At 65.2% G+C, this 17,319-nt stretch carries 16 protein-coding genes; 7 read left to right on the forward strand and 9 right to left on the reverse strand.

What is annotated here, in order from left to right; all coding sequences use genetic code 11:
• The first annotated feature begins 28 nt into the window (after positions 1-28).
• Positions 29-712, forward strand: a complete 684-nt coding sequence (locus SC1_RS06535) for an HPP family protein (RefSeq protein WP_062183706.1) — start codon at positions 29-31, stop codon at positions 710-712.
• Positions 713-825: 113 nt separating this feature from the next.
• Here the strand turns inward: SC1_RS06535 and SC1_RS06540 are convergent, their stop codons facing one another.
• Together SC1_RS06540 and SC1_RS06545 are read right to left on the reverse strand one after the other, a co-directional pair.
• Positions 826-2,103, reverse strand: coding sequence for an amidohydrolase family protein (locus tag SC1_RS06540; RefSeq protein ID WP_062183707.1), 1,278 nt, complete (start codon positions 2,101-2,103; stop codon positions 826-828).
• Positions 2,085-2,993, reverse strand: a complete 909-nt coding sequence (locus tag SC1_RS06545) for a neutral zinc metallopeptidase (RefSeq protein WP_062179160.1) — start codon at positions 2,991-2,993, stop codon at positions 2,085-2,087. Before SC1_RS06545 ends, SC1_RS06540 begins: the two co-directional genes overlap by 19 nt.
• 150 nt (positions 2,994-3,143) lie before the next feature.
• Here SC1_RS06545 and SC1_RS06550 point away from each other — a divergent pair, with 150 nt between their 5' ends.
• From SC1_RS06550 to SC1_RS06570, 5 genes are all read left to right on the forward strand, one after another.
• Complete coding sequence (locus SC1_RS06550) at positions 3,144-4,289, forward strand: patatin-like phospholipase family protein (RefSeq protein WP_062179163.1); 1,146 nt, start codon at positions 3,144-3,146, stop codon at positions 4,287-4,289.
• Positions 4,290-4,343: 54 nt separating this feature from the next.
• On the forward strand, positions 4,344-5,129 hold the full coding sequence (locus SC1_RS06555; protein WP_062179166.1) for a 3-hydroxybutyrate dehydrogenase: 786 nt from the start codon (positions 4,344-4,346) through the stop codon (positions 5,127-5,129).
• 78 nt (positions 5,130-5,207) lie between these two features.
• A complete protein-coding gene (locus SC1_RS06560) occupies positions 5,208-5,852 on the forward strand; it encodes a DUF4893 domain-containing protein (RefSeq protein WP_062179170.1) in 645 nt (214 codons plus the stop codon).
• A 23-nt stretch (positions 5,853-5,875) separates the two neighbouring features.
• A complete protein-coding gene (locus tag SC1_RS06565) occupies positions 5,876-7,189 on the forward strand; it encodes an amidohydrolase (RefSeq protein ID WP_062179173.1) in 1,314 nt (437 codons plus the stop codon).
• Positions 7,190-7,726: 537 nt separating this feature from the next.
• Positions 7,727-8,926, forward strand: a complete 1,200-nt coding sequence (locus SC1_RS06570; RefSeq protein ID WP_193749119.1) for a cation:proton antiporter — start codon at positions 7,727-7,729, stop codon at positions 8,924-8,926.
• Here the strand turns inward: SC1_RS06570 and SC1_RS06575 are convergent.
• The 7 genes from SC1_RS06575 to SC1_RS06605 form a co-directional block, all read right to left on the reverse strand.
• Positions 8,923-10,089 (reverse strand): helix-turn-helix transcriptional regulator, encoded by a 1,167-nt coding sequence (locus SC1_RS06575; protein WP_062179179.1) that lies wholly within the window; start codon positions 10,087-10,089, stop codon positions 8,923-8,925. The two genes, SC1_RS06570 and SC1_RS06575, sit on opposite strands and share 4 nt — an antisense overlap.
• A gap of 243 nt (positions 10,090-10,332) precedes the next feature.
• On the reverse strand, positions 10,333-10,923 hold the full coding sequence (locus SC1_RS06580) for a DUF4189 domain-containing protein (RefSeq protein ID WP_062179182.1): 591 nt from the start codon (positions 10,921-10,923) through the stop codon (positions 10,333-10,335).
• Positions 10,924-10,961: 38 nt separating this feature from the next.
• Complete coding sequence (locus SC1_RS06585) at positions 10,962-12,185, reverse strand: dihydroorotase family protein (RefSeq protein ID WP_062179185.1); 1,224 nt, start codon at positions 12,183-12,185, stop codon at positions 10,962-10,964.
• A complete protein-coding gene (locus SC1_RS06590; protein WP_062179188.1) occupies positions 12,176-13,171 on the reverse strand; it encodes an aspartate carbamoyltransferase catalytic subunit in 996 nt (331 codons plus the stop codon). The genes SC1_RS06585 and SC1_RS06590 overlap by 10 nt, the downstream gene beginning before the upstream one ends.
• A gap of 13 nt (positions 13,172-13,184) precedes the next feature.
• The gene (locus SC1_RS06595; RefSeq protein ID WP_238586597.1) at positions 13,185-13,502 is read right to left on the reverse strand and encodes a DUF1294 domain-containing protein; all 318 of its coding nucleotides are present in this window, start codon (positions 13,500-13,502) and stop codon (positions 13,185-13,187) included.
• Positions 13,499-13,960 carry a Holliday junction resolvase RuvX gene (gene ruvX, locus SC1_RS06600; RefSeq protein WP_062179191.1) on the reverse strand — a complete coding sequence of 154 codons (462 nt, stop codon included), beginning with the start codon at positions 13,958-13,960 and terminating at the stop codon, positions 13,499-13,501. Before ruvX ends, SC1_RS06595 begins: the two co-directional genes overlap by 4 nt.
• A 16-nt stretch (positions 13,961-13,976) precedes the next feature.
• Positions 13,977-15,254 (reverse strand): DUF3089 domain-containing protein, encoded by a 1,278-nt coding sequence (locus SC1_RS06605; RefSeq protein ID WP_062179194.1) that lies wholly within the window; start codon positions 15,252-15,254, stop codon positions 13,977-13,979.
• Positions 15,255-15,454: 200 nt separating this feature from the next.
• Between SC1_RS06605 and SC1_RS06610 the strand changes: the two genes are divergently transcribed.
• Complete coding sequence (locus tag SC1_RS06610; protein ID WP_062183713.1) at positions 15,455-17,227, forward strand: DUF4153 domain-containing protein; 1,773 nt, start codon at positions 15,455-15,457, stop codon at positions 17,225-17,227.
• Positions 17,228-17,319 lie beyond the last annotated feature (92 nt).

The raw sequence follows: 17,319 nt of genomic DNA on the forward strand, positions 1-17,319 counted from the left end.
CGGAAGGATGATGATGGTCCGCGCCATAATGAATACAGGCCGTTTGTTCGTGCCGCTGCTGGCGGGCGCGAGTCTGCGCGACCGCGTAATCGCCAGCATCGGCGCGCTGATCGGGATCGGTTTCGTCGGACTGACCTGCACTGTGCTGTTCCCGTCATCGATGCCGTGGATCGTCGCGCCGATGGGGGCGTCGGCGGTGCTGCTGTTCGCCGTGCCCGCGAGCCCGCTCGCACAGCCCTGGTCGATCGGCGGTGGCAATGTCGTTTCGGCGATTGTCGGTGCGATCGTCGCTTGGATAGTTCCCGATCCGGCAATGGCTGCTGCGCTCGCGGTTTCGCTCGCGATCCTGACGATGTCGTTGCTCCGCTGCCTTCATCCGCCGGGCGGCGCGGCGGCGCTGAGCGCGGTGCTCGGCGGATATGCACTGTTTTCGGCGCATGTCGCCGACTTCCTGGTCGTTGTGTTGGTCAATTCGGCGTTGATGGTGGGCATCGGATGGCTGTTCCACCGTTTTTCGGGGCACAGCTATCCGCATCGGGCCAAGCCGGTCGAAGGCAGGGCGCTGCCGCCTGCGTCGGCTTCGGGGCTGCTGATGGGGGATATCGACATGGCACTCGACGATCTTGGCGAGACGTTCGACATCAGCCGAGAGGATCTGGCACTGTTGCTCGAACGCGCCGAGGTACATGCGGCGGAGCGCGGCGGACGCTAAAATACCTTCGTCATTGCGAGCGCAGCGAAGCAATCCAGAGCGTGACAAGCCGCACTGGATTGCTTCGCTACGCCCGCAATGACGGGCGGGGGTGTGGGCTGACGCTAAAGCGGTCAGCGGATGAGCGTACCGCCCTTCATCACATGGTCGATTTTTTCGAGGACGGTGATGTCGGCAAGCGGGTCGGCCTTTACCGCGACAAAATCGGCGTAGCGTCCAGGAACGATCGCACCCACGTCACCGCGTCCCATTTCCTGCGAAGCGCGGCCGGTCGCCGACTGGATAGCCTGCATCGGCGTCATTCCATATTTGACCATGTTGCGGAACTGGCGCGCATTAAGCCCGTGCGGATAGACGCCAGCGTCGGTCGCATAGCCGATATTGACCCCCAGTTCGACCGCGCGCTTGAAAGCGGCGCGCTGTGCGTCGGTCGTCTCGCGGTTCTTGCGAAGATATTCCTCGGGCCAGCCCTCTTTCGTGCCGACCTCGTCGATATAGGTCCCGTTATAGATATCCATCGCCAGCCAGGTGCCGTGCTTTTTTGCGAGCTGCAACGTGGCTTCGTCGGCAAGGCTTGCATGTTCGATGCTGTCGACACCCGCGTTGATCGCGTTCTGGATGCCGATTGCGCCATGCGCGTGCGCCGTAACCTTCTTGCCGCGGGCATGCGCGACCTTCACGATCGCACGGAGCTGTTCGACCGTCAGTTCCGGAGCGCCGGGTTCGGTGCCCATTGCGAGGACCGCGCCGGTGGCGATCGTCTTGATGAAATCAGCGCCATGATCGAGCAGGTACGTCGTCTTCGCGGCCGCCTCCTCGGGCGTCGCGGCGACGCCGAGGCGCATGTCGGGCGGCAGCTCTTCGTTCGGGACGACGCCGTTGAGTTCGCCGCCGCCTTTCGGAATCGTGAGATAGGCGCCCGCGACCCACATGCGCGGGCCCGGCACGTCGCCGCGATCGATCGCGTTGCGCAGCGTCACATCGGTGAGCCCGCGATAGGTGCCGACATCGCGCACGCTCGTAAAACCGGCGTCGAGCGTGACGCGCGCGTTGCGCGCGCCAACGAGCGCCGTTTCGGCGGGCGAAGCCTTTATCGGCGCGGCGAGGTCGGCGCTTTGACCGAGATCGGCGAGATGGGTGTGGAGGTCGATCAGACCCGGGAGCACGTTGAACGCCGACCAGTCGACCAGGGTGGCACCATCGGGCGCCTTGCCGCATGGTCCGACCGACTTGATGTGTTCGGCCTCGACCGTAATGCACTGGCCGGTCCGGACCTCGTTCGACACGCCGTCGATCAGCCGTCCCGCCTTGATATAAAGCGTTTCGGCAGACGCCGGCGATGCCGCCAATAGACTTGCCGCGAGTGTCGCGATCAGATGGCGGTATCGAATGTATCGCACTGGCGCGGGTCCCCCGTTTGCAGGCCGCGGCGCAGCCATGTCATGCGTTGTTCACTCGTCCCGTGCGTGAAGCTTTCGGGAACGGGGCGCTGCCCGGCCGAGCGCATCAGCGTGTCGTCGCCGATTGCGTTGGCGGCGCGCATCGCCTCTTCCATGTCGCCGGTTTCCATCACGGGCTGGCCCGCGCTGTTCCTGGCGCGAGCGGCCCATACGCCCGCATAGCAATCGGCCTGCAACTCCATGCGGACCTGCAGCGCATTGCCCTCGGCCTGCGAGGCGCGCTGCTGCGCACGGCGGACTTGATCCGAAATGCCGCTGACCGTCTGGATATGGTGGCCGACCTCGTGAGCGATCACATAGGCCTGCGCGGCATCGCCTGCGGCACCGAACTTCTGATCAAGCTCCCGGAAAAAATCGGTGTCGAGGTAAACGCCTTGGTCAGCGGGGCAATAGAAGGGACCCATCGCCGACTGGGCAGGGCCGCACTTTGATTCATTCCTGCCTTCGAAGAAATTGAGTGTCGGTTTTTGATAGCCGCTGATTAACTCGCCCCATACTTTGTGCGTCGAACGGAAAGCGTTGCACGCAAAGCGTTCGGCATCCGTGTCGCAGGCGACCGCAGGGCCGCCGCGGCTATCGACCGCCGGATCGGCGGTTCCGCCGCCGCTACTCAGCATGTTGGCGCCGGGGCCGAGAAGGAAAAAGGCGGCCGCGCCGAGAATTAGGATCGTCCCGCAGCCCATCTTGCGGCCGAGTAGCATCGGAAGGAACGCAAAGAGTAGACCGCCGAGGCCGCCGCCACCGCCGCCGCCAAACCCGCCGCCGCCGCGTCCGAGGTCGCGAATATCGTCTCCGAGGCCGGAATCGTCGTCGAGGCGCATGGGAGTTCTCCAGCGGTAAAGCGTTTCTTTCGCCCGATAGTTACAGCAGCCTCGGGCAATTGGAAGGGGGTTCGCATATAATCGAGCCATTGCAATAGGCTGTGTTGCGGTGCACAAAACGCGCGTAATCCATCAGGGATTTTTGAGTCCATGCCCCGCAGAGCCGTCCGCGCCGCCCTACCGCTCCCCGATCTCGTCGTACTCGTCCTGCAGGGCGGTGGCGCGCTGGGCGCGTTTCAGGCGGGGGTTTATGAGGCGCTGATCGAACTCGGCATCGAGCTCGACTGGGTGGCCGGGATTTCGATCGGTGCGGTCAATGCGGCGATCATCGCCGGGAACGAGCGCGATCAGGCGGTCGGCAAGATGCGCGAATTCTGGGAAGGCGTGTCGTCGGCGCTCCCTTCGCTGCCCGTGGTCGACAATGACTGGGCGCGCGAATGGACGCATATGGCGGCGGCGGGGCAGGTGATGGCTTTCGGTGTTCCGGGCTTTTTCATTCCGCGCTTTCCGCCGCCCGCGTTCGCGGCGCGGCAAACGCCCGAGGCGATCAGCTTTTACGATACGAGCCCGCTCCTTGCGACACTCGACCGGCTTGTCGATTGGGACCGGGTCAACCACGGCAAGGTGCGGCTGTCAGTCGGCGCGGTCGCCGTCGAGACCGGCAATTTCCGCTATTTCGACACTGAATGCGACACGATCGACGCACGCCACATCCTCGCATCGGGAGCATTGCCGCCGGGCCTGCCGCCCGTCGAGATCGACGGCACATGGTATTGGGACGGCGGGCTCGTCTCCAACACGCCGCTCGAGCATGTCGTTGCGGCGGCGCACGATGATATGCTGGTGTTTCAGGTCGATCTTTTTCCCGCGCGGGGCGAACGGCCGCACGATCTGGAAGAAGCTTGGTCGCGCGAGAAGGATATTCGCTATTCGAGCCGCACGCGCCGGATCTCGGACGGGCTGGTTCGGCGGCGCAAGGAACATCGGCTCATCGACCGGATGCTGGCGAAGCTGCCCGAGGATTTTGCCGACCTCGCCGAAGTGAAAGCGGTTCGCCGGATGGTCGATTGCAGGGCGCTGAACGTCGTGCAGTTGATCCACCAGCCGCCAGCCTGGCAGACGGGCGCGCGCGACTTCGAATTTTCGCGCTCGACGATGGAAGTCAACTGGGCGCTCGGCCGCGATGCGGTCGAAGCGGCGATGAAGGTCGGCCATCTGCTCGCCGAGAGTATCGCTGAAGGACGCTCGGACAGTTTTGCGGTGCAATCGGGCGGCCACAGACCAAAGGATGGTTGAAGCGGCCGGCCCCGCCCTTCATCTTTACATTCTCCCCCACGGAAAGGATTACCCATGCGCCTCAAAGGAAAGACCGCCCTCGTCACCGGATCGACCTCGGGCATCGGACTTGGCATCGCCAAGGCGTTTGCCGCCGAAGGCGCGTCGATCATCATCAACGGGTTCGGCGACGCCGACGCGATCGAAACCGAACGCAAGGGACTGGAAGCGATCAGCGGCGGGAAGGCCGCCTATGACGGCGCGGACCTGACGAAGCCCGAACAGATCGAGGACATGTTCAAGCGCGCCGAAACGGATTTCGGCGGGGTCGATATTCTCGTCAACAACGCCGGCATGCAGTTCGTTTCGCCGGTCGAGGATTTCCCGGTCGAGAAATGGGACATGATCATCGCGCTCAACCTGACCGCCGCTTTCCACACGATCCGCCACGCGGTACCGGTGATGCGCAAGAAGAAATGGGGACGCATCATCGCGACCGCATCGGCGCACTCGCTCGTCGCCTCGCCGTTCAAATCGGCCTATGTTACCGCCAAACACGGGCTTGCCGGCCTGACCAAGACCGTCGCGCTCGAAGTCGCGGACGCCGGGATCACGGTGAACTGCATCAGCCCCGGCTATGTCTGGACGCCGCTCGTCGAAAATCAGATCCCCGACACGATGAAGGCGCGGAACATGACGCGCGAGCAGGTGATCAATGACGTCCTGCTCGCGGGCCAGCCGACCAAGCAGTTCGTTACCGTCGAGCAGGTTGCGGCAATCGCATCTTTCCTGACGCGCGACGAAGCTGCGAACATCACCGGTGCCAATCTCAGTGTCGATGGTGGCTGGACGGCCGCCTGATACCGCTGCGCTCTTGAGCAATCCCCTTTGCCCTCCTAAGGTTAACCAAGAATAGGGCCGGGGAAGAGACGGAGAATCATGGGTCGCACCATATGGGTTTTGGCGGTGGCGCTCGGCGTCACCTTGAGTGCTTGTCGTACCGTGCCGCCGGTGCCGCCTTCGTCGGCCGACGTTCCGACCGATGCGACGGGCACCTGGCGCGCGACGGCGACCGACGCCGACAAAGAGCGAGTGCGCGGCTGGTACAGCGGTTGGCAGGCGGCGCTGGCCGACGCCCGGGCGAAGGGCTTTGGCGCCGATATCGATCGCGAGGGCTTGCTCCTGCAACCGGCGGCGGCGCTTCCCAATCCGCATTTGCCCGCTGGCGATTACCGGTGCCGGACGATCAAGATCGGCGCGCAGGGGCGCAGCAGCCTGTCCTATGTCGCTTATGGCTGGTTCCGGTGCCGCGGCGCGCCTGAACAGGGACTGTCGAGCCTGACCAAGATTTCGGGGTCGCAGCGCCCCGTCGGCCTGATCTTTCCCGATAATCTGAAGCGCCAGATTTTCCTCGGCACGCTAGAACTCGGCGATGAAAAGATGGCGGTCAATTACGGCAGCGATCGGATGCGTGACATGGCGGGGCTGGTCGAACGCATCGGCGACAATCGCTGGCGGTTGGTGCTGCCCGCACCGGCTTATGAATCCTTGCTCGACGTGATCGAACTGGTCCCGGCGAGCTGAAGAGAACAACAGGGGATAACAGCATGCGAATTTTGTGGATGAGCGCTGCGGCGCTGGCTCTGGCTGCGCCCGCAGCAGCGCAAACGCTGGGCGGCGAGGTTGAAAAGCAGATGCCGTCGCTGATGGCGATCTACAAGGATCTGCACGCCAATCCCGAACTCAGTTTCATGGAAGTTCGCTCGGCCGGCATTCTTGCGGCGGAGGCGCGCAAGCTGGGGTTCAAAGTGACCGAAAAGGTCGGGGGCACCGGCGTCGTTGCGGTGATGGAGAACGGGCCCGGACCGGTCGTCATGGTGCGTGCCGACATGGACGGGCTGCCGGTAACCGAACAGACAGGGCTTCCCGGAGCATCGAAAATACGCGTGACCACCAAGGAAGGCGTCGAAACCGGCGTGATGCATGCATGCGGCCATGACACGCATATGACGGCATGGATCGGCGTCGCACGGCTGATGGCCGCCAACAAGGCGAAGTGGTCGGGCACGTTGGTGATGATCGGCCAGCCGGCCGAGGAACGCGGGGCTGGCGCACGGATGATGCTCGCCGACGGCCTCTACACGCGCTTTCCCAAGCCGCAATATGCGCTCGCCTTTCATGATGCGGCGCAGTTTCCGGCAGGGAAGATCGGCTATACGCCGGGCTATGCGCTCGCCAATGTCGACAGCGTCGACATCAGTGTGAAGGGTGTCGGCGGCCACGGCGCCTATCCGCAGACGACCAAGGATCCGATCGTGCTCGCGAGCCGGATCGTCGGGGCGCTCCAGACGCTTGTCTCGCGCGAGATCAGCCCGCTCGACAGCGCGGTGGTGACCGTCGGCAGCTTCCATGCCGGGGCGAAGCACAATATCATTTCGGATGAAGCGAAGCTGCAGCTTACCGTGCGCAGCTATAGCGACGAAGTGCGCGATCATCTGCTCGACGGCATCGCGCGCATCGCGAAGGGCGAGGCGATCGCCGCAGGAATGCCTGACGACAAGATGCCCGTCGTGACGGTGCAAAAGGACGAATATACCCCCGCGACCTTCAATACCCCGGAATTCACCGAGGAAATGGCGGCATATCTGAAAACGAGCTTTGGCGACGACCGCGTCGTGCAGATGCCGCCGGTCATGGGCGGCGAGGACTTCAGCCGCTTCTGGCGCGAGGACAAGAGCATCAAGAGCCTGATCGTCTGGGTCGGCGGGGTGCCGCAGGCCGAATATGATGCGGCGAAAAAGGACGGGCGAACGCTGCCCAGTCTCCATTCGCCCTTCTGGGCGCCCGACGCGCCCGCGGTGATTTCGACGGCGACCGAGGCGCTGACGGCGATGACGATGAAGCTGATGGCGAAGAAATAGGCTGGGGGCGCTGACGACCAATTGCAGACAGATTCTCTCCTCGTCACCCCGGGCTTGACCCGGGGTCCCGCTTGAGGTCGAAGCCAGTGAGTGCGTCAAAAAGCGGGATCCCGGGTCAAGCCCGGGATGACGGACGTGGGGGACGGGATGTCCGCTCCCCACCCCAAAACAAACATCGCCTTCAAATAGGTCTTTCCTACATTATCCGGCTATGCCAGCCTTCATCCGGCTCTTTCACTCGGTGAACAAAAAGGCGGTGGCTGCCTGGCTTGCGGGTGCGACCATGATCGGACGTGCCGCGCACATCCAGCACGCCGCGACTTGCAAATCGGCGCGCTCATAGGGCTGAACTTTACTGAACTTTGGAATATTGCGCGGCCCTTGCGCTGACCCGATCCCGGATTCAGCGGGCGATGCCCAAAGAGGGCAACGACTGGTCCCCGCCCCAAACTCGCCCAATATCCCATCCGCTTCGGGATGAGGGAACGTTCACAATAGCGCTTGCCCGTACCCTTCCGGCGGGATAGCTTCGGTCCCGTGGCGTTCCTGATCGATCTTGTCTGCTTCCTTATCGTGCCCGTCCTATGCTGGCGGCTGGTGCGCGGAGCGGTGCCGATGGCGGTGTTGCCGATATTGGCGGGGATGGCCTTTGCGATTGCAGCCGATCGCTTCGGCTTCGACAAATCGGTCCTCGGTCCCTCCGAATGGGGCGAGACGATCGGGTGGCTGGGCGTGCTCGTGCTGGCGTTCAGCGCGGGGCTTGAGACGCGGGTCACCACCAAGCAGGCGCCAAGGATCGGCGGACGCGTGGTCCGGACTGCGCTGATCGCACTGGCAGTGCCGTTCGCAGTGGGTTTCGCCGTCGCACTGTCGGGCGCGCTGGATGTAGTTCTGGCACGGCCAGCCGGGGTGTCGCCGCTGCTGTCGGCGGGCGCGATCGGGCTGTGTCTGGCGGTGAGCGCATTGCCGGTGCTCGTCGGTATCGTGCGCGAGTTGCCGATGAGCGACCGGCCGCTGGGCAATTTGTCGCTGCGCATCGCCGCGCTGGACGACGCGATCCTGTGGATCGGGCTCGCGCTGCTGTTGTTCCTCCACAAGGGCGAGACCGGGGCGCTGTTGGCGGGTGGGCTGGCGCAAATTGGTGCAATTGCCGTGCTTGCGACGATGATCGCCGCGCGGGGCGGGCTGGTTCGGCGCCTTCCCGATCATATCGCCGTCAGCGTGTTGCTTGGCATCGCCTATCTGGCGGCAGGGGCGTGGGCGACGAGCATGCTGGGCCTCCACGAATTGCTCGGCGCCTATTTCGCCGGAGTGCTGGCGCCGCAACCGCTCGCCGAGCGTCTGCGGCCCGAGACGCTGGGAAAAGTGGCGCTATTCGGCCTGTCACCGCTGTTCTTTGCGCATCGCGGGTTGAGTATCGACGGGGCTGTGGTGACCGCGGGGGCGGTGGGCGCGGCGCTGGCGCTGTTGCTGCTGGCGAGCGTGTCGAAGCTGGCGGCCGTGCATCTGGCGCCACCCGATCCCGACATGCCGGCCGCGGAACGCACGCGTCTGGGGCTGCTGCTCCAGTGCAAGGGGTTGATGGAAATCGTCGCGGCAACGATCCTGGTGCAGGCGGGACTGATCACGCCGACCGTATTCGCCGTCCTGGTGACGCTGGCGCTGGTTTCGACGACGTTGACGGTGCCGCTGTTCCGCCTGGCATCGCGGACAAATATGATCCGCGCCGCGGCCTAGCCTTCGCTTGCGGGAGCTGGCAGCCGGGCAAGCTGCGCGACGAGCTGCGCCTGCGTGGCGGCGCCGGTCTTGCGGAAGATGCCCTTCAGGAGAAAGCGTACCGCGTTCACGCTGACGGCGCGCAGCGCGGCATAATCCTGAAGCGTGTCGCCTGCGGCAAGCGCGACCGCGAGGCGGGCTTCGGCCGGGGTCAGCCCGAACCATTGCGCAACGCGATCGATTTCGACCACAGGGGTTTCGCCCGGCGAACTGCCGAGAGTGACGATCAGCGAGGCGCCGAGCCGGACCCCGCCAAGCTGCTGCGCCGACTGACGCGTGACGCGCGCGACGAGCACGGGGCATTCGGTGCCCGATGGGTTGAGTGCCTGGAAAGCGACGCCCGTCGGCGCCTCGCTCTTGACCAGATCGAGCAATATTTTCTGGCTGGGCGGATGCGTGAAGGCAAAGCGATCCTGCGCAGTGCGGATGAAACCCGCCCTTTCGTAGCGCGCGGCCCGGCTGTTCGCGGCGAGGATATTGAGCTGGTCGTCGAGGCTGAAGATCGCGAAGGGCGCGGCGTCGGTCGCGGCGCGCGCGGCGCCCGCGGCGAGGTCTAGCGTCGCGATGCGGTCGCTGATCCGCATCGCGCGCTGCATATGCGGGGCGAGAACCCGCAGGCCGCGCTTCAACCGCTCGACATCGCGGTCGCCGGGGCCGGGGAGCATCAGCCCGAGCCGTTCGCTGCCACGCTGGTCGAGGAGGACGGCGATCATCCGATCGATCCCCCAGGGCGCGAGGAAGTTGCGGAAGAATTCGGTTTCGAGAAATTCCTCGCGCGTCATGATGTCGTTGCTGTCGACAACGCTGCCGTTGCCGTAACGCATCAGCTTGCGCGACCAGGGATGGTTGCCGGCATATACGGCGGTGTAGATTTCCTGAACCCCCGCAGCGAGGCCGGTCGCGGCGACGAAGCGAGCGCTCGGCGGGCTAGTCGATTCCCAGAGGATGAAGGCGGCTTCCCAGCTGAGCGGGCAGAGCGTGCCGGTGATGCGTGCGAGGGTTTCGTTCCAGCTTTCGGGATGCAGCACCGAATCGTAGATTTCGCCAATCAGCGCGTTCAGCACTTCCCATTCGGCCGGCGCATTATGGTCGGACGGAAAGGTCGGTCCCTGATCGTTCTGCATGCACTTCCCCCCAGAAGACCCGCAGCAACGTCATTTGATAGGAGCAAAGGCGCGAAGGCAAGCGCAATGCGATAAAACGAAAATATTCTGTCTCCTACCCATGTGGGTAGCGAACGAATCATCCGAATCGGCCACTAATTGGATGCGACCCGAGGAAGGTGGAACCAAGGCCATCTTGCTCTCTTGAAGTCCGTCGGCTTGCCGGCGGACTTCATTTGTTTGTGCGGGGTGCGCGCGCGACGATCAAAAGCGGAAGAAGTAGGGCATGCTTTCGAGCGTCTCGACGATCTTGCATTTGGCGCCCGCGCTCTTGCAACTGCCCATCACCGATCGTTTCGCTCCGCCGGGCGTGCCCGCGAAGCCGGCATAATATTGCCCCTCCGTGTCGCGCGCGATCGCGAAATGGCCGTTCGCGCCCCACAGGCCGACGACGCAATCGCGCCCGCCTGCTTCGCGGCACGCCGTCATTGCATGGTTTTCGGCCTGTTCGCGGTTATCACCGCGCAGCGCGCCATAGGAGTAGCCGGGCTGGCCCGACGCCGAGCGCCAGAAGGCGATCGCGGCGAAGCTATTGACCATATAGCCGCCGACATAATCCTGTTTTTCCTGGGCGAACGGGATGACCTGTCCCGGCGGGGCGACGTCGCCGCCGCCGTACATCTGTTGCAGGACCTGCGGCGGCGGAGCGTTACAGGGGAGGCCCTGCGCGCAGGGGATGCCCTGCACCGGCGCCATCTGCGCCGCGGTCGCGGGAGCAAGCAGGGCGGCAGTAACGAAAGCGGGAAGGGCAAGACGGCGCATCGGGTCAACCTCGCTGTTTATCGACCCCCGCATGAAGGCTATCGAATTAAATCAGCGAGATAAAGCCCGTTTCAGCGAATCCGCTGGCCGCCCTTCCACATGGCCGTGGCGCGGCCCTGTACGGGCATGCCGTCGAAGGGAGTGTTGCCCGCCCAAGCCGCCATTTTCTTTGCATCGACCTGCCAAGGCGTATCCGCATCGACGAGGATGAGGTCGGCTTCCTTGCCCACCGCGAGTTTTCCGGCGTCGACGCCGAGCAGGCAGGCGGGGGTGCCTGCGAGCAGTTCGAACAGGCGGCCGGGGGAGATGTGGCCGTCGCGCACGAGATTAAGCCCGAGCGCGAGCAGCGTTTCGGCGCCCGCCATGCCGGGCAACGCTTCGGCAAAGGGCAGGCGTTTGTCCTCGGGACCGCGCGGGTCGTGGCCTGAGGCGAGGATGTCGATCGTGCCGTCGGCGATCGCGGCCAGGCACGCGTGCCGGTCATCCTCCGAGCGCAGCGGCGGCGACAGGCGGGCGAAAGTGCGGAAATCGCCGATCGCGGTGTCGGAGAGCAAAAGATGCGCGGGGGTGATGCCGCAGAGGACGGGCAGCCCCTTCGCCTTTGCGGCGCGGATCAGATCGAACCCGCGCGCGGTCGTGACTTGCCGGAAATGGACGGGTGCGCCGGTTTCCTCGACAAGCGCGAGGTCGCGCGCGATCGCCATCGCCTCGGCAATCGCGGGTGCGGAGGCGAGGCCGAGGCGCGTTGCCATCTCGCCGTCGGTCGCGACCGCGCCGGCGGTGAGCCCCTCGTCCTCGGCATGGATGATCGTGACGAGCCCGAGCGAAGCGGCGTAGGCGAGAACGCGGCGCATGACGCCGCTGTCGGTGATGCGGCTGCGGCCGGTCGCGATGGCGCGCGCGCCCGCCTGTTTCATCAGGCCGATTTCGGCGAGTTCTGCGCCCGCCAGGCCTTTTGTCGCGGCGGCAAGCGGATGGACCCAGAGGTCGGGTTTGCCGCCCTTCGCCGCGCGTTCGACCAGCCCGGCGCCGTCGAGCGGGCCGTTGTCGGGCATCAGTGCGGCGCGCGTGATTCCGCCGAAGTGAAAGGCGGGCTTGTCGGTCGCGAAGACGCCGAGGTCGATGATGCCGGGGGCGAGCCACTGGCCTTTGGCGTCGATCGTTTCGGTGCCGCCCGGGATTTCGGTCGGGTCGATTGCGGCGATGCGGCCATCGACCACGAGCAGGCTGCCCCCGCGCGGCGCGTCGCCGTCGATCAACTGCGCGTTCGTGATATGGAGCGGCTTCAGTTCCATCCGGCGACTCCCCGCTTGCGGCGCGTCAGGATGTCGAGGCACGCCATGCGCACGGCGACCCCCATTTCGACCTGTTCGGTGATCGTCGAGCGCAGCGGATCGTCGGCGACGCTGCTGTCGATCTCGACCCCGCGGTTCATCGGACCGGGGTGCATGACGATCGCGTCGGGCTTCGCCTTTTCAAGGCGCTTGGGGGTGAGGCCGTAGAGGGCGTGATATTCGCGTGCCGACGGCAGATAGGCGCCGTCCATACGCTCGTTCTGGAGGCGCAGCATCATCACGACGTCGGCGTCCTTGATGCCTTCGTCCATGTCGGTGAAGGTCGTCACATGCATCCGCTCCATCGCGGGCGGGGTGAGCGTCGGCGGGGCGACGATGCGGACCTCGTTGCCGAGCAGGGTGAGCGCGAGAATGTTCGAGCGCGCCACGCGGCTGTGGAGGACGTCGCCACAGATCGCAATGGTCAGACCCTCGACGCGGCCGAGGCGGCGGCGGATGGTGAGTGCGTCGAGCAAGGCCTGCGTCGGATGTTCGTGGCGGCCGTCGCCGGCGTTGAGAACGGGGCAGTCGACCTTGTCGGCGATGAGTTGGACCGCGCCCGAGCTGCCGTGACGTATCACCATCGCGTCGGCGCGCATCGCGTTCAGCGTCATCGCGGTGTCGATCAGCGTCTCGCCCTTCTTCACGCTCGATTGCGCCGCGTGCATGTTGACGACATCGGCGCCAAGGCGTTTTCCGGCGATTTCGAAAGACAGCAGGGTGCGCGTCGAATTTTCGAAAAAGGCGTTGATGATCGTGAGGCCCGCGAGCCGGTCGTCATGCTTGGCAGCGCCCGAGCGGTTGAGGTCAACCCACTCTTCGGCCGCGTCGAGAACGTAGCTGATCTCCCATGGAGTGAGCTGGGCGATGCCGATCAGGTGGCGATGGCGAAAGGCATCGCCGCCGGGCGGATAGTCGCTGGCGGGTCGGAGTGTGGAGCTTGTCATTAAAGCCGAGCGTCTACGCAGACGGGGGTAAATAAGCAAGTGCCGCGGCGACGATCGGATCGAGCAAATCGAGCGCCCAAAGCCCGAGCAGGACGATTTCGGCGGCGCAGAGCATGACCATTTTTGCTGCAAAGGGCTGTTTGCGCGTTTTGTGCCTGACGAGGCGCGAGGCCGCATAGGTGCCGATGGCGCCGCCGAGCCACGCCCAGCCGAGCAAAGTGCCTTCGGATATGCGGCGCGTGCCCGCCTCGGCGCGGCGCTTGTCGGCGACCATCAGGCCGAAAGCGATGCCGTTCGCAACGCCCAGCCAGATCAGGATATATTCGTTCAACCGCGCGTCATCGCGTCGATCGCGCCCTGCAGGATGAACGCCGCGGCGGCGCTGTCGACGCGCTCGGCACGTTTGGCGCGGCTGACGTCGGCGGCGATCATCGCGCGTTCGACCGCTGCTGTCGACCAGCGTTCGTCCCAAAGCAACAGGGGAAGTCCCAGCGGCGCGAGGTTGCGCGCGAAGGCGCGGGTGCTTTGCGTGCGCGGGCTGTCGGTACCGTCCATGTTGAGGGGCAAGCCGACGACGAGACCGACGACATCATGCTGCGCGATCAGGGCCTTCAGCGTTTCGAGATCGACCGAGAATTTCTTGCGGATGATCGTCTTGTCGGGGGTCGCGAAGCTCCAGTTCACGTCGCAGAAGGCGACGCCGATCGTCTTGGTCCCGACGTCGAGGCCAACGAGGCGGCCGCCGTTGGGGAAATTGGCGGCGAAGTCGGGGACGGCGGTGGTGATCATCGAGCGGGACCCCGGATCAAGTCCGGGGTGACGAAGGCGGGGCGGCGGGGGCGGCCGGAGGAGGCGTCGGCGCCGTGGGCGGCGGCACCGGCGAGGGCTTGCCTTCGTACGTCGCGAGGCGGCGGAGCGCATCGGCGCGGACGTTGGCCCAGAAGAGGGTGATGTCGTAAACGTGATAATTGTTGCCCGGCAGGACATAGCCCGCGACGACGTAATTTTTCGCGATCTCGGCATCGCCGATCATCAGGAAACCGCGCGTATCGTCGCATTTGGCGCCGATCTTCCCGGCGATCAGCGAGCCCGATTTGAACCCTTCGGTCGGCTTCAGCGTGCCGATATTGGCGGCGGGCGCGGCTTCGGTGTCGGGAATGCCGGTCAGCGGGTTCGTGCAGAGCATCCGCGTGCCCGCGCGCGGGCGGCCGTCGAAACCGATCGTGCCGTCATAGGCGTCGGTGACCATGATCGGATCGGCGGGATCGGCGAAACTCGCCCAGCCGAGGATGCAGCCCTTTTGCTCGGGCGTCTGGCACGCGGGCAGGCCGAGCCCGGCGATGTCGGTGTCGAGGCTGATCGGCCAGCCGATCACATAGGCCGCGACAATGCGCTTCGCGAGCGGGGTGCCCGCGATCCGGGTCTTGAGCAGGGTGGTGAGGTGGAGCGCGCCCTGGCTGTGGCCCGCGAGGATGATCGGCTTGTTCTTGGGCTGCGCGGCAAGGAAGGCGTCAAAGGCTTCCTCGACGTCGCGATAGGCGGAATCGATCGCCTTGCCCGCGGTGACGCGATCTTCGGCCAGGAAAGCGCCGAGCGTCGCCTGGCGGTAGCGCGGCGCCCAGATTTCGCCCGCATCGGCAAAGGCGCTGGCCATGCCCTGAACGAACAGGTTGGCGCGGTGGTCGGAATCGCGATCCTCTAGCGGGGCGTTCCAGCTCGACCGGCTGTAATAGCTGGTCGGGTGGACGAAGAAGACCGCGGCGTCGCCCTTTGGCGTCGCGGGCGTTGCGGCATTGGCGGGCGGAATGAGCTGGTCGCCGGTCGGGGCATTCTCCGTCCCCGGCGTTTCGCTGCCATCGGCGGCCGGGCGCCAGGCGGATGGGTCCTTTGCCATTCCGGGGCGCGCAAACCACATTTTCGGATCGTCATAGGCGTTCGGCGCGACGGCGGCCTGCGGCTTGAATTCGGTGCTCGGGACGAAGGCGGTGCGTGCGATCCAGCCCGGGAATAGTTGGTACACGACCCCGGCGGCGACGATCAGCAGGATGATGGCAGCGATGATGTAGAGAAATTTGCGGGCCAAATGGGGGCTCCATGGGAGGGGGAGGTCGTTTGGGCATCTTTACCCGTTCGCATCGAGCGAAGTCGAGATGCCCGCCGGCCTTGGTTGTCCCGATGGGTGTCTCGACTTCGCTCGACACGAACGGCACCGGGGGTTGGTTCCAGTAAATCGCGCGCAGCTTTGGCTTGCCCGCGCCCGCGAAACAAGCCCAGATTGCGATCATGACCGACACGAGCGCACCCGCCGCCCCCGATTCGCCCCTTCGTCCGCTCCATGTTTCGGCGCGCCTCGACGACAATGATCCGCCCTGGCCGCTGCGGCCGTGGATCATGGCGGCGATCTGCGCCGTCGCCGGGCTCGTCTTTCACCTGTTGATCGACCATCATTATGACGATGCCCTGGCCGATTGGCGCAGCGCGCTGGCGACCGGCGTCGCGGCGTCGGCGGTGGTGTTCGTGCTGGGGGTCGAATTGCGGCGCTGGTATTGGGCGCTGGGGTTCGCGCTCGGCTGGGGCGTGATCCTCGGGCTGATCGCGTGGCAAACCGCGGCGTATAATATTCAGGGCAATCCGGTCGAATGGCCGTTCTGGTCGGGGATACTGGCGGTGCTGGTCGCGACGCCGCTGTTCCAGACGCGGCGCGATGTCGCGCCCGACTGGCGGTTCTGGAAACTGTGGCAGATGCCGTACGCGCGGCTTCACAGCCACGCGTGGACCGATGCGGTGATCGGGGCGGCGGCGCTGGCCTTTGTCGGGATCACCTTCCTGCTCACCGTGCTGATCGGGCAGATGTTCAAGCTGATCGGGATCAACCTGATCTTCGACCTGCTGAACGACGAATGGTTCGGCTGGATGCTCGCGGGCGCGGCATTTGGCGGCGCGGTGGGCCTGCTGCGTGAGCGCGACAAGCTGGTCGCGACCCTGCAGCGGCTGGTGATGATGGTGCTCGCGGTGCTGGCGCCCGTGCTGGCGGTCGCATTGATACTGTTCCTGCTGTCGCTGGCGGGGACGGGGCTGCAGAAGCTTTGGGATTCGGGCTTTTCCACCGCGGCGGTGATGATGGCGGTTGCGGCGTTCGCGGTGCTGCTCGCCAACGCGGTGATCGGCAACGGCAGCGACGATCGCGCGACGAGTCCGATGCTGCGCTGGGCGGCGCCGGCGCTGGTCGTCGCGGTGCTGCCGCTGGCGGGGATCGCTTTCTACTCGATGCATTTGCGCGTGATCCAGTACGGTTGGACGCCGGAGCGCATCTGGGGCGTGATCGCGGCGATGATCGCGCTGGCCTATGGCATCGCGGGCGTGTGGGCCGTCGTGAAGGGGCGGCGCGATTTCGACGATTGGCTGCGGCCGCTGCAACAGAAGCTCGCGATCGGGCTGGCGTTGCTCGCGCTGTTGCTGGCGCTGCCGATCCTCGATTTCGGGGCGATTTCGACGCGCGACCAGGTGGCGCGGCTGAAATCGGGGACGACGCCGGTGGAGAAGTTCGATTGGGCGGCGATGGCGTTCGATTTCGGGCCGAGCGGGCGGGCGGCACTCAAGGAAATGGAGCGTTCGCCGCAAAAGGCGCGCGCCGATGCGGCCAAGTCGGCGCTGGCGGCGAAGAATCGCTGGGATTTGAACGGGCCGCGCGGCGTGCTGCTGTTGCGCCCGCTGGCCGAGCGGCTGCGTGTGCTTCCCGAGGGACGTGCCTTGCCTGCGGCGGCGCTCGACCGGATCGCGGGAAGTTATATGTGCAGCCGCGCAAAGGCCTGCATCGCGATCTGGCTCGATGACAAACGCATCGGGGTGCTGGGGCAGGATGAGCCGGGCGAGTCGCTCAATTTCGATTTTGTCACGCAGAATGACGCTGGCCAATGGGTGCAGGGCGATTGGGCGAAGGCGGCGCCCGCTAAAAAGTCGCCGGTCGACCTGTCGAAGGCGCGCATCGAGGTCGAAACGGTGTCGCAACGTCGCATATTGGTAGATGGGGTGCCGGAATCGGGGGCTTTTGAATAGTTAGCCCGCGCGAGCAATTCTTCACCTCGTCATTGCCGCGAAAGCGGGAACCCAGTTTGCCACGCTCTGGGTTCCCGCTTTCGCGGCAATGA

Origin of the sequence: Sphingopyxis sp. C-1 (genome assembly GCF_001047015.1) — a bacterium.
In the GTDB taxonomy this organism is placed as follows: Bacteria; Pseudomonadota; Alphaproteobacteria; order Sphingomonadales; family Sphingomonadaceae; genus Sphingopyxis.

Bases quoted from the DNA above. Each gene is read 5' to 3' on its own strand.
- SC1_RS06590 (WP_062179188.1), bottom strand. From the start codon at position 13,171: ATGACAAGCTCCACACTCCGACCCGCCAGCGACTATCCGCCCGGCGGC.
- ruvX (WP_062179191.1), bottom strand. From the start codon at position 13,960: ATGATCACCACCGCCGTCCCCGACTTCGCCGCCAATTTCCCCAACGGC.
- SC1_RS06550 (WP_062179163.1), top strand. From the start codon at position 3,144: ATGCCCCGCAGAGCCGTCCGCGCCGCCCTACCGCTCCCCGATCTCGTC.
- SC1_RS06555 (WP_062179166.1), top strand. From the start codon at position 4,344: ATGCGCCTCAAAGGAAAGACCGCCCTCGTCACCGGATCGACCTCGGGC.
- SC1_RS06610 (WP_062183713.1), top strand. From the start codon at position 15,455: ATGACCGACACGAGCGCACCCGCCGCCCCCGATTCGCCCCTTCGTCCG.
- SC1_RS06580 (WP_062179182.1), bottom strand. From the start codon at position 10,923: ATGCGGGGGTCGATAAACAGCGAGGTTGACCCGATGCGCCGTCTTGCC.
- SC1_RS06560 (WP_062179170.1), top strand. From the start codon at position 5,208: ATGGGTCGCACCATATGGGTTTTGGCGGTGGCGCTCGGCGTCACCTTG.
- SC1_RS06575 (WP_062179179.1), bottom strand. From the start codon at position 10,089: ATGCAGAACGATCAGGGACCGACCTTTCCGTCCGACCATAATGCGCCG.
- SC1_RS06565 (WP_062179173.1), top strand. From the start codon at position 5,876: ATGCGAATTTTGTGGATGAGCGCTGCGGCGCTGGCTCTGGCTGCGCCC.
- SC1_RS06545 (WP_062179160.1), bottom strand. From the start codon at position 2,993: ATGCGCCTCGACGACGATTCCGGCCTCGGAGACGATATTCGCGACCTC.
- SC1_RS06535 (WP_062183706.1), top strand. From the start codon at position 29: ATGAATACAGGCCGTTTGTTCGTGCCGCTGCTGGCGGGCGCGAGTCTG.
- SC1_RS06585 (WP_062179185.1), bottom strand. From the start codon at position 12,185: ATGGAACTGAAGCCGCTCCATATCACGAACGCGCAGTTGATCGACGGC.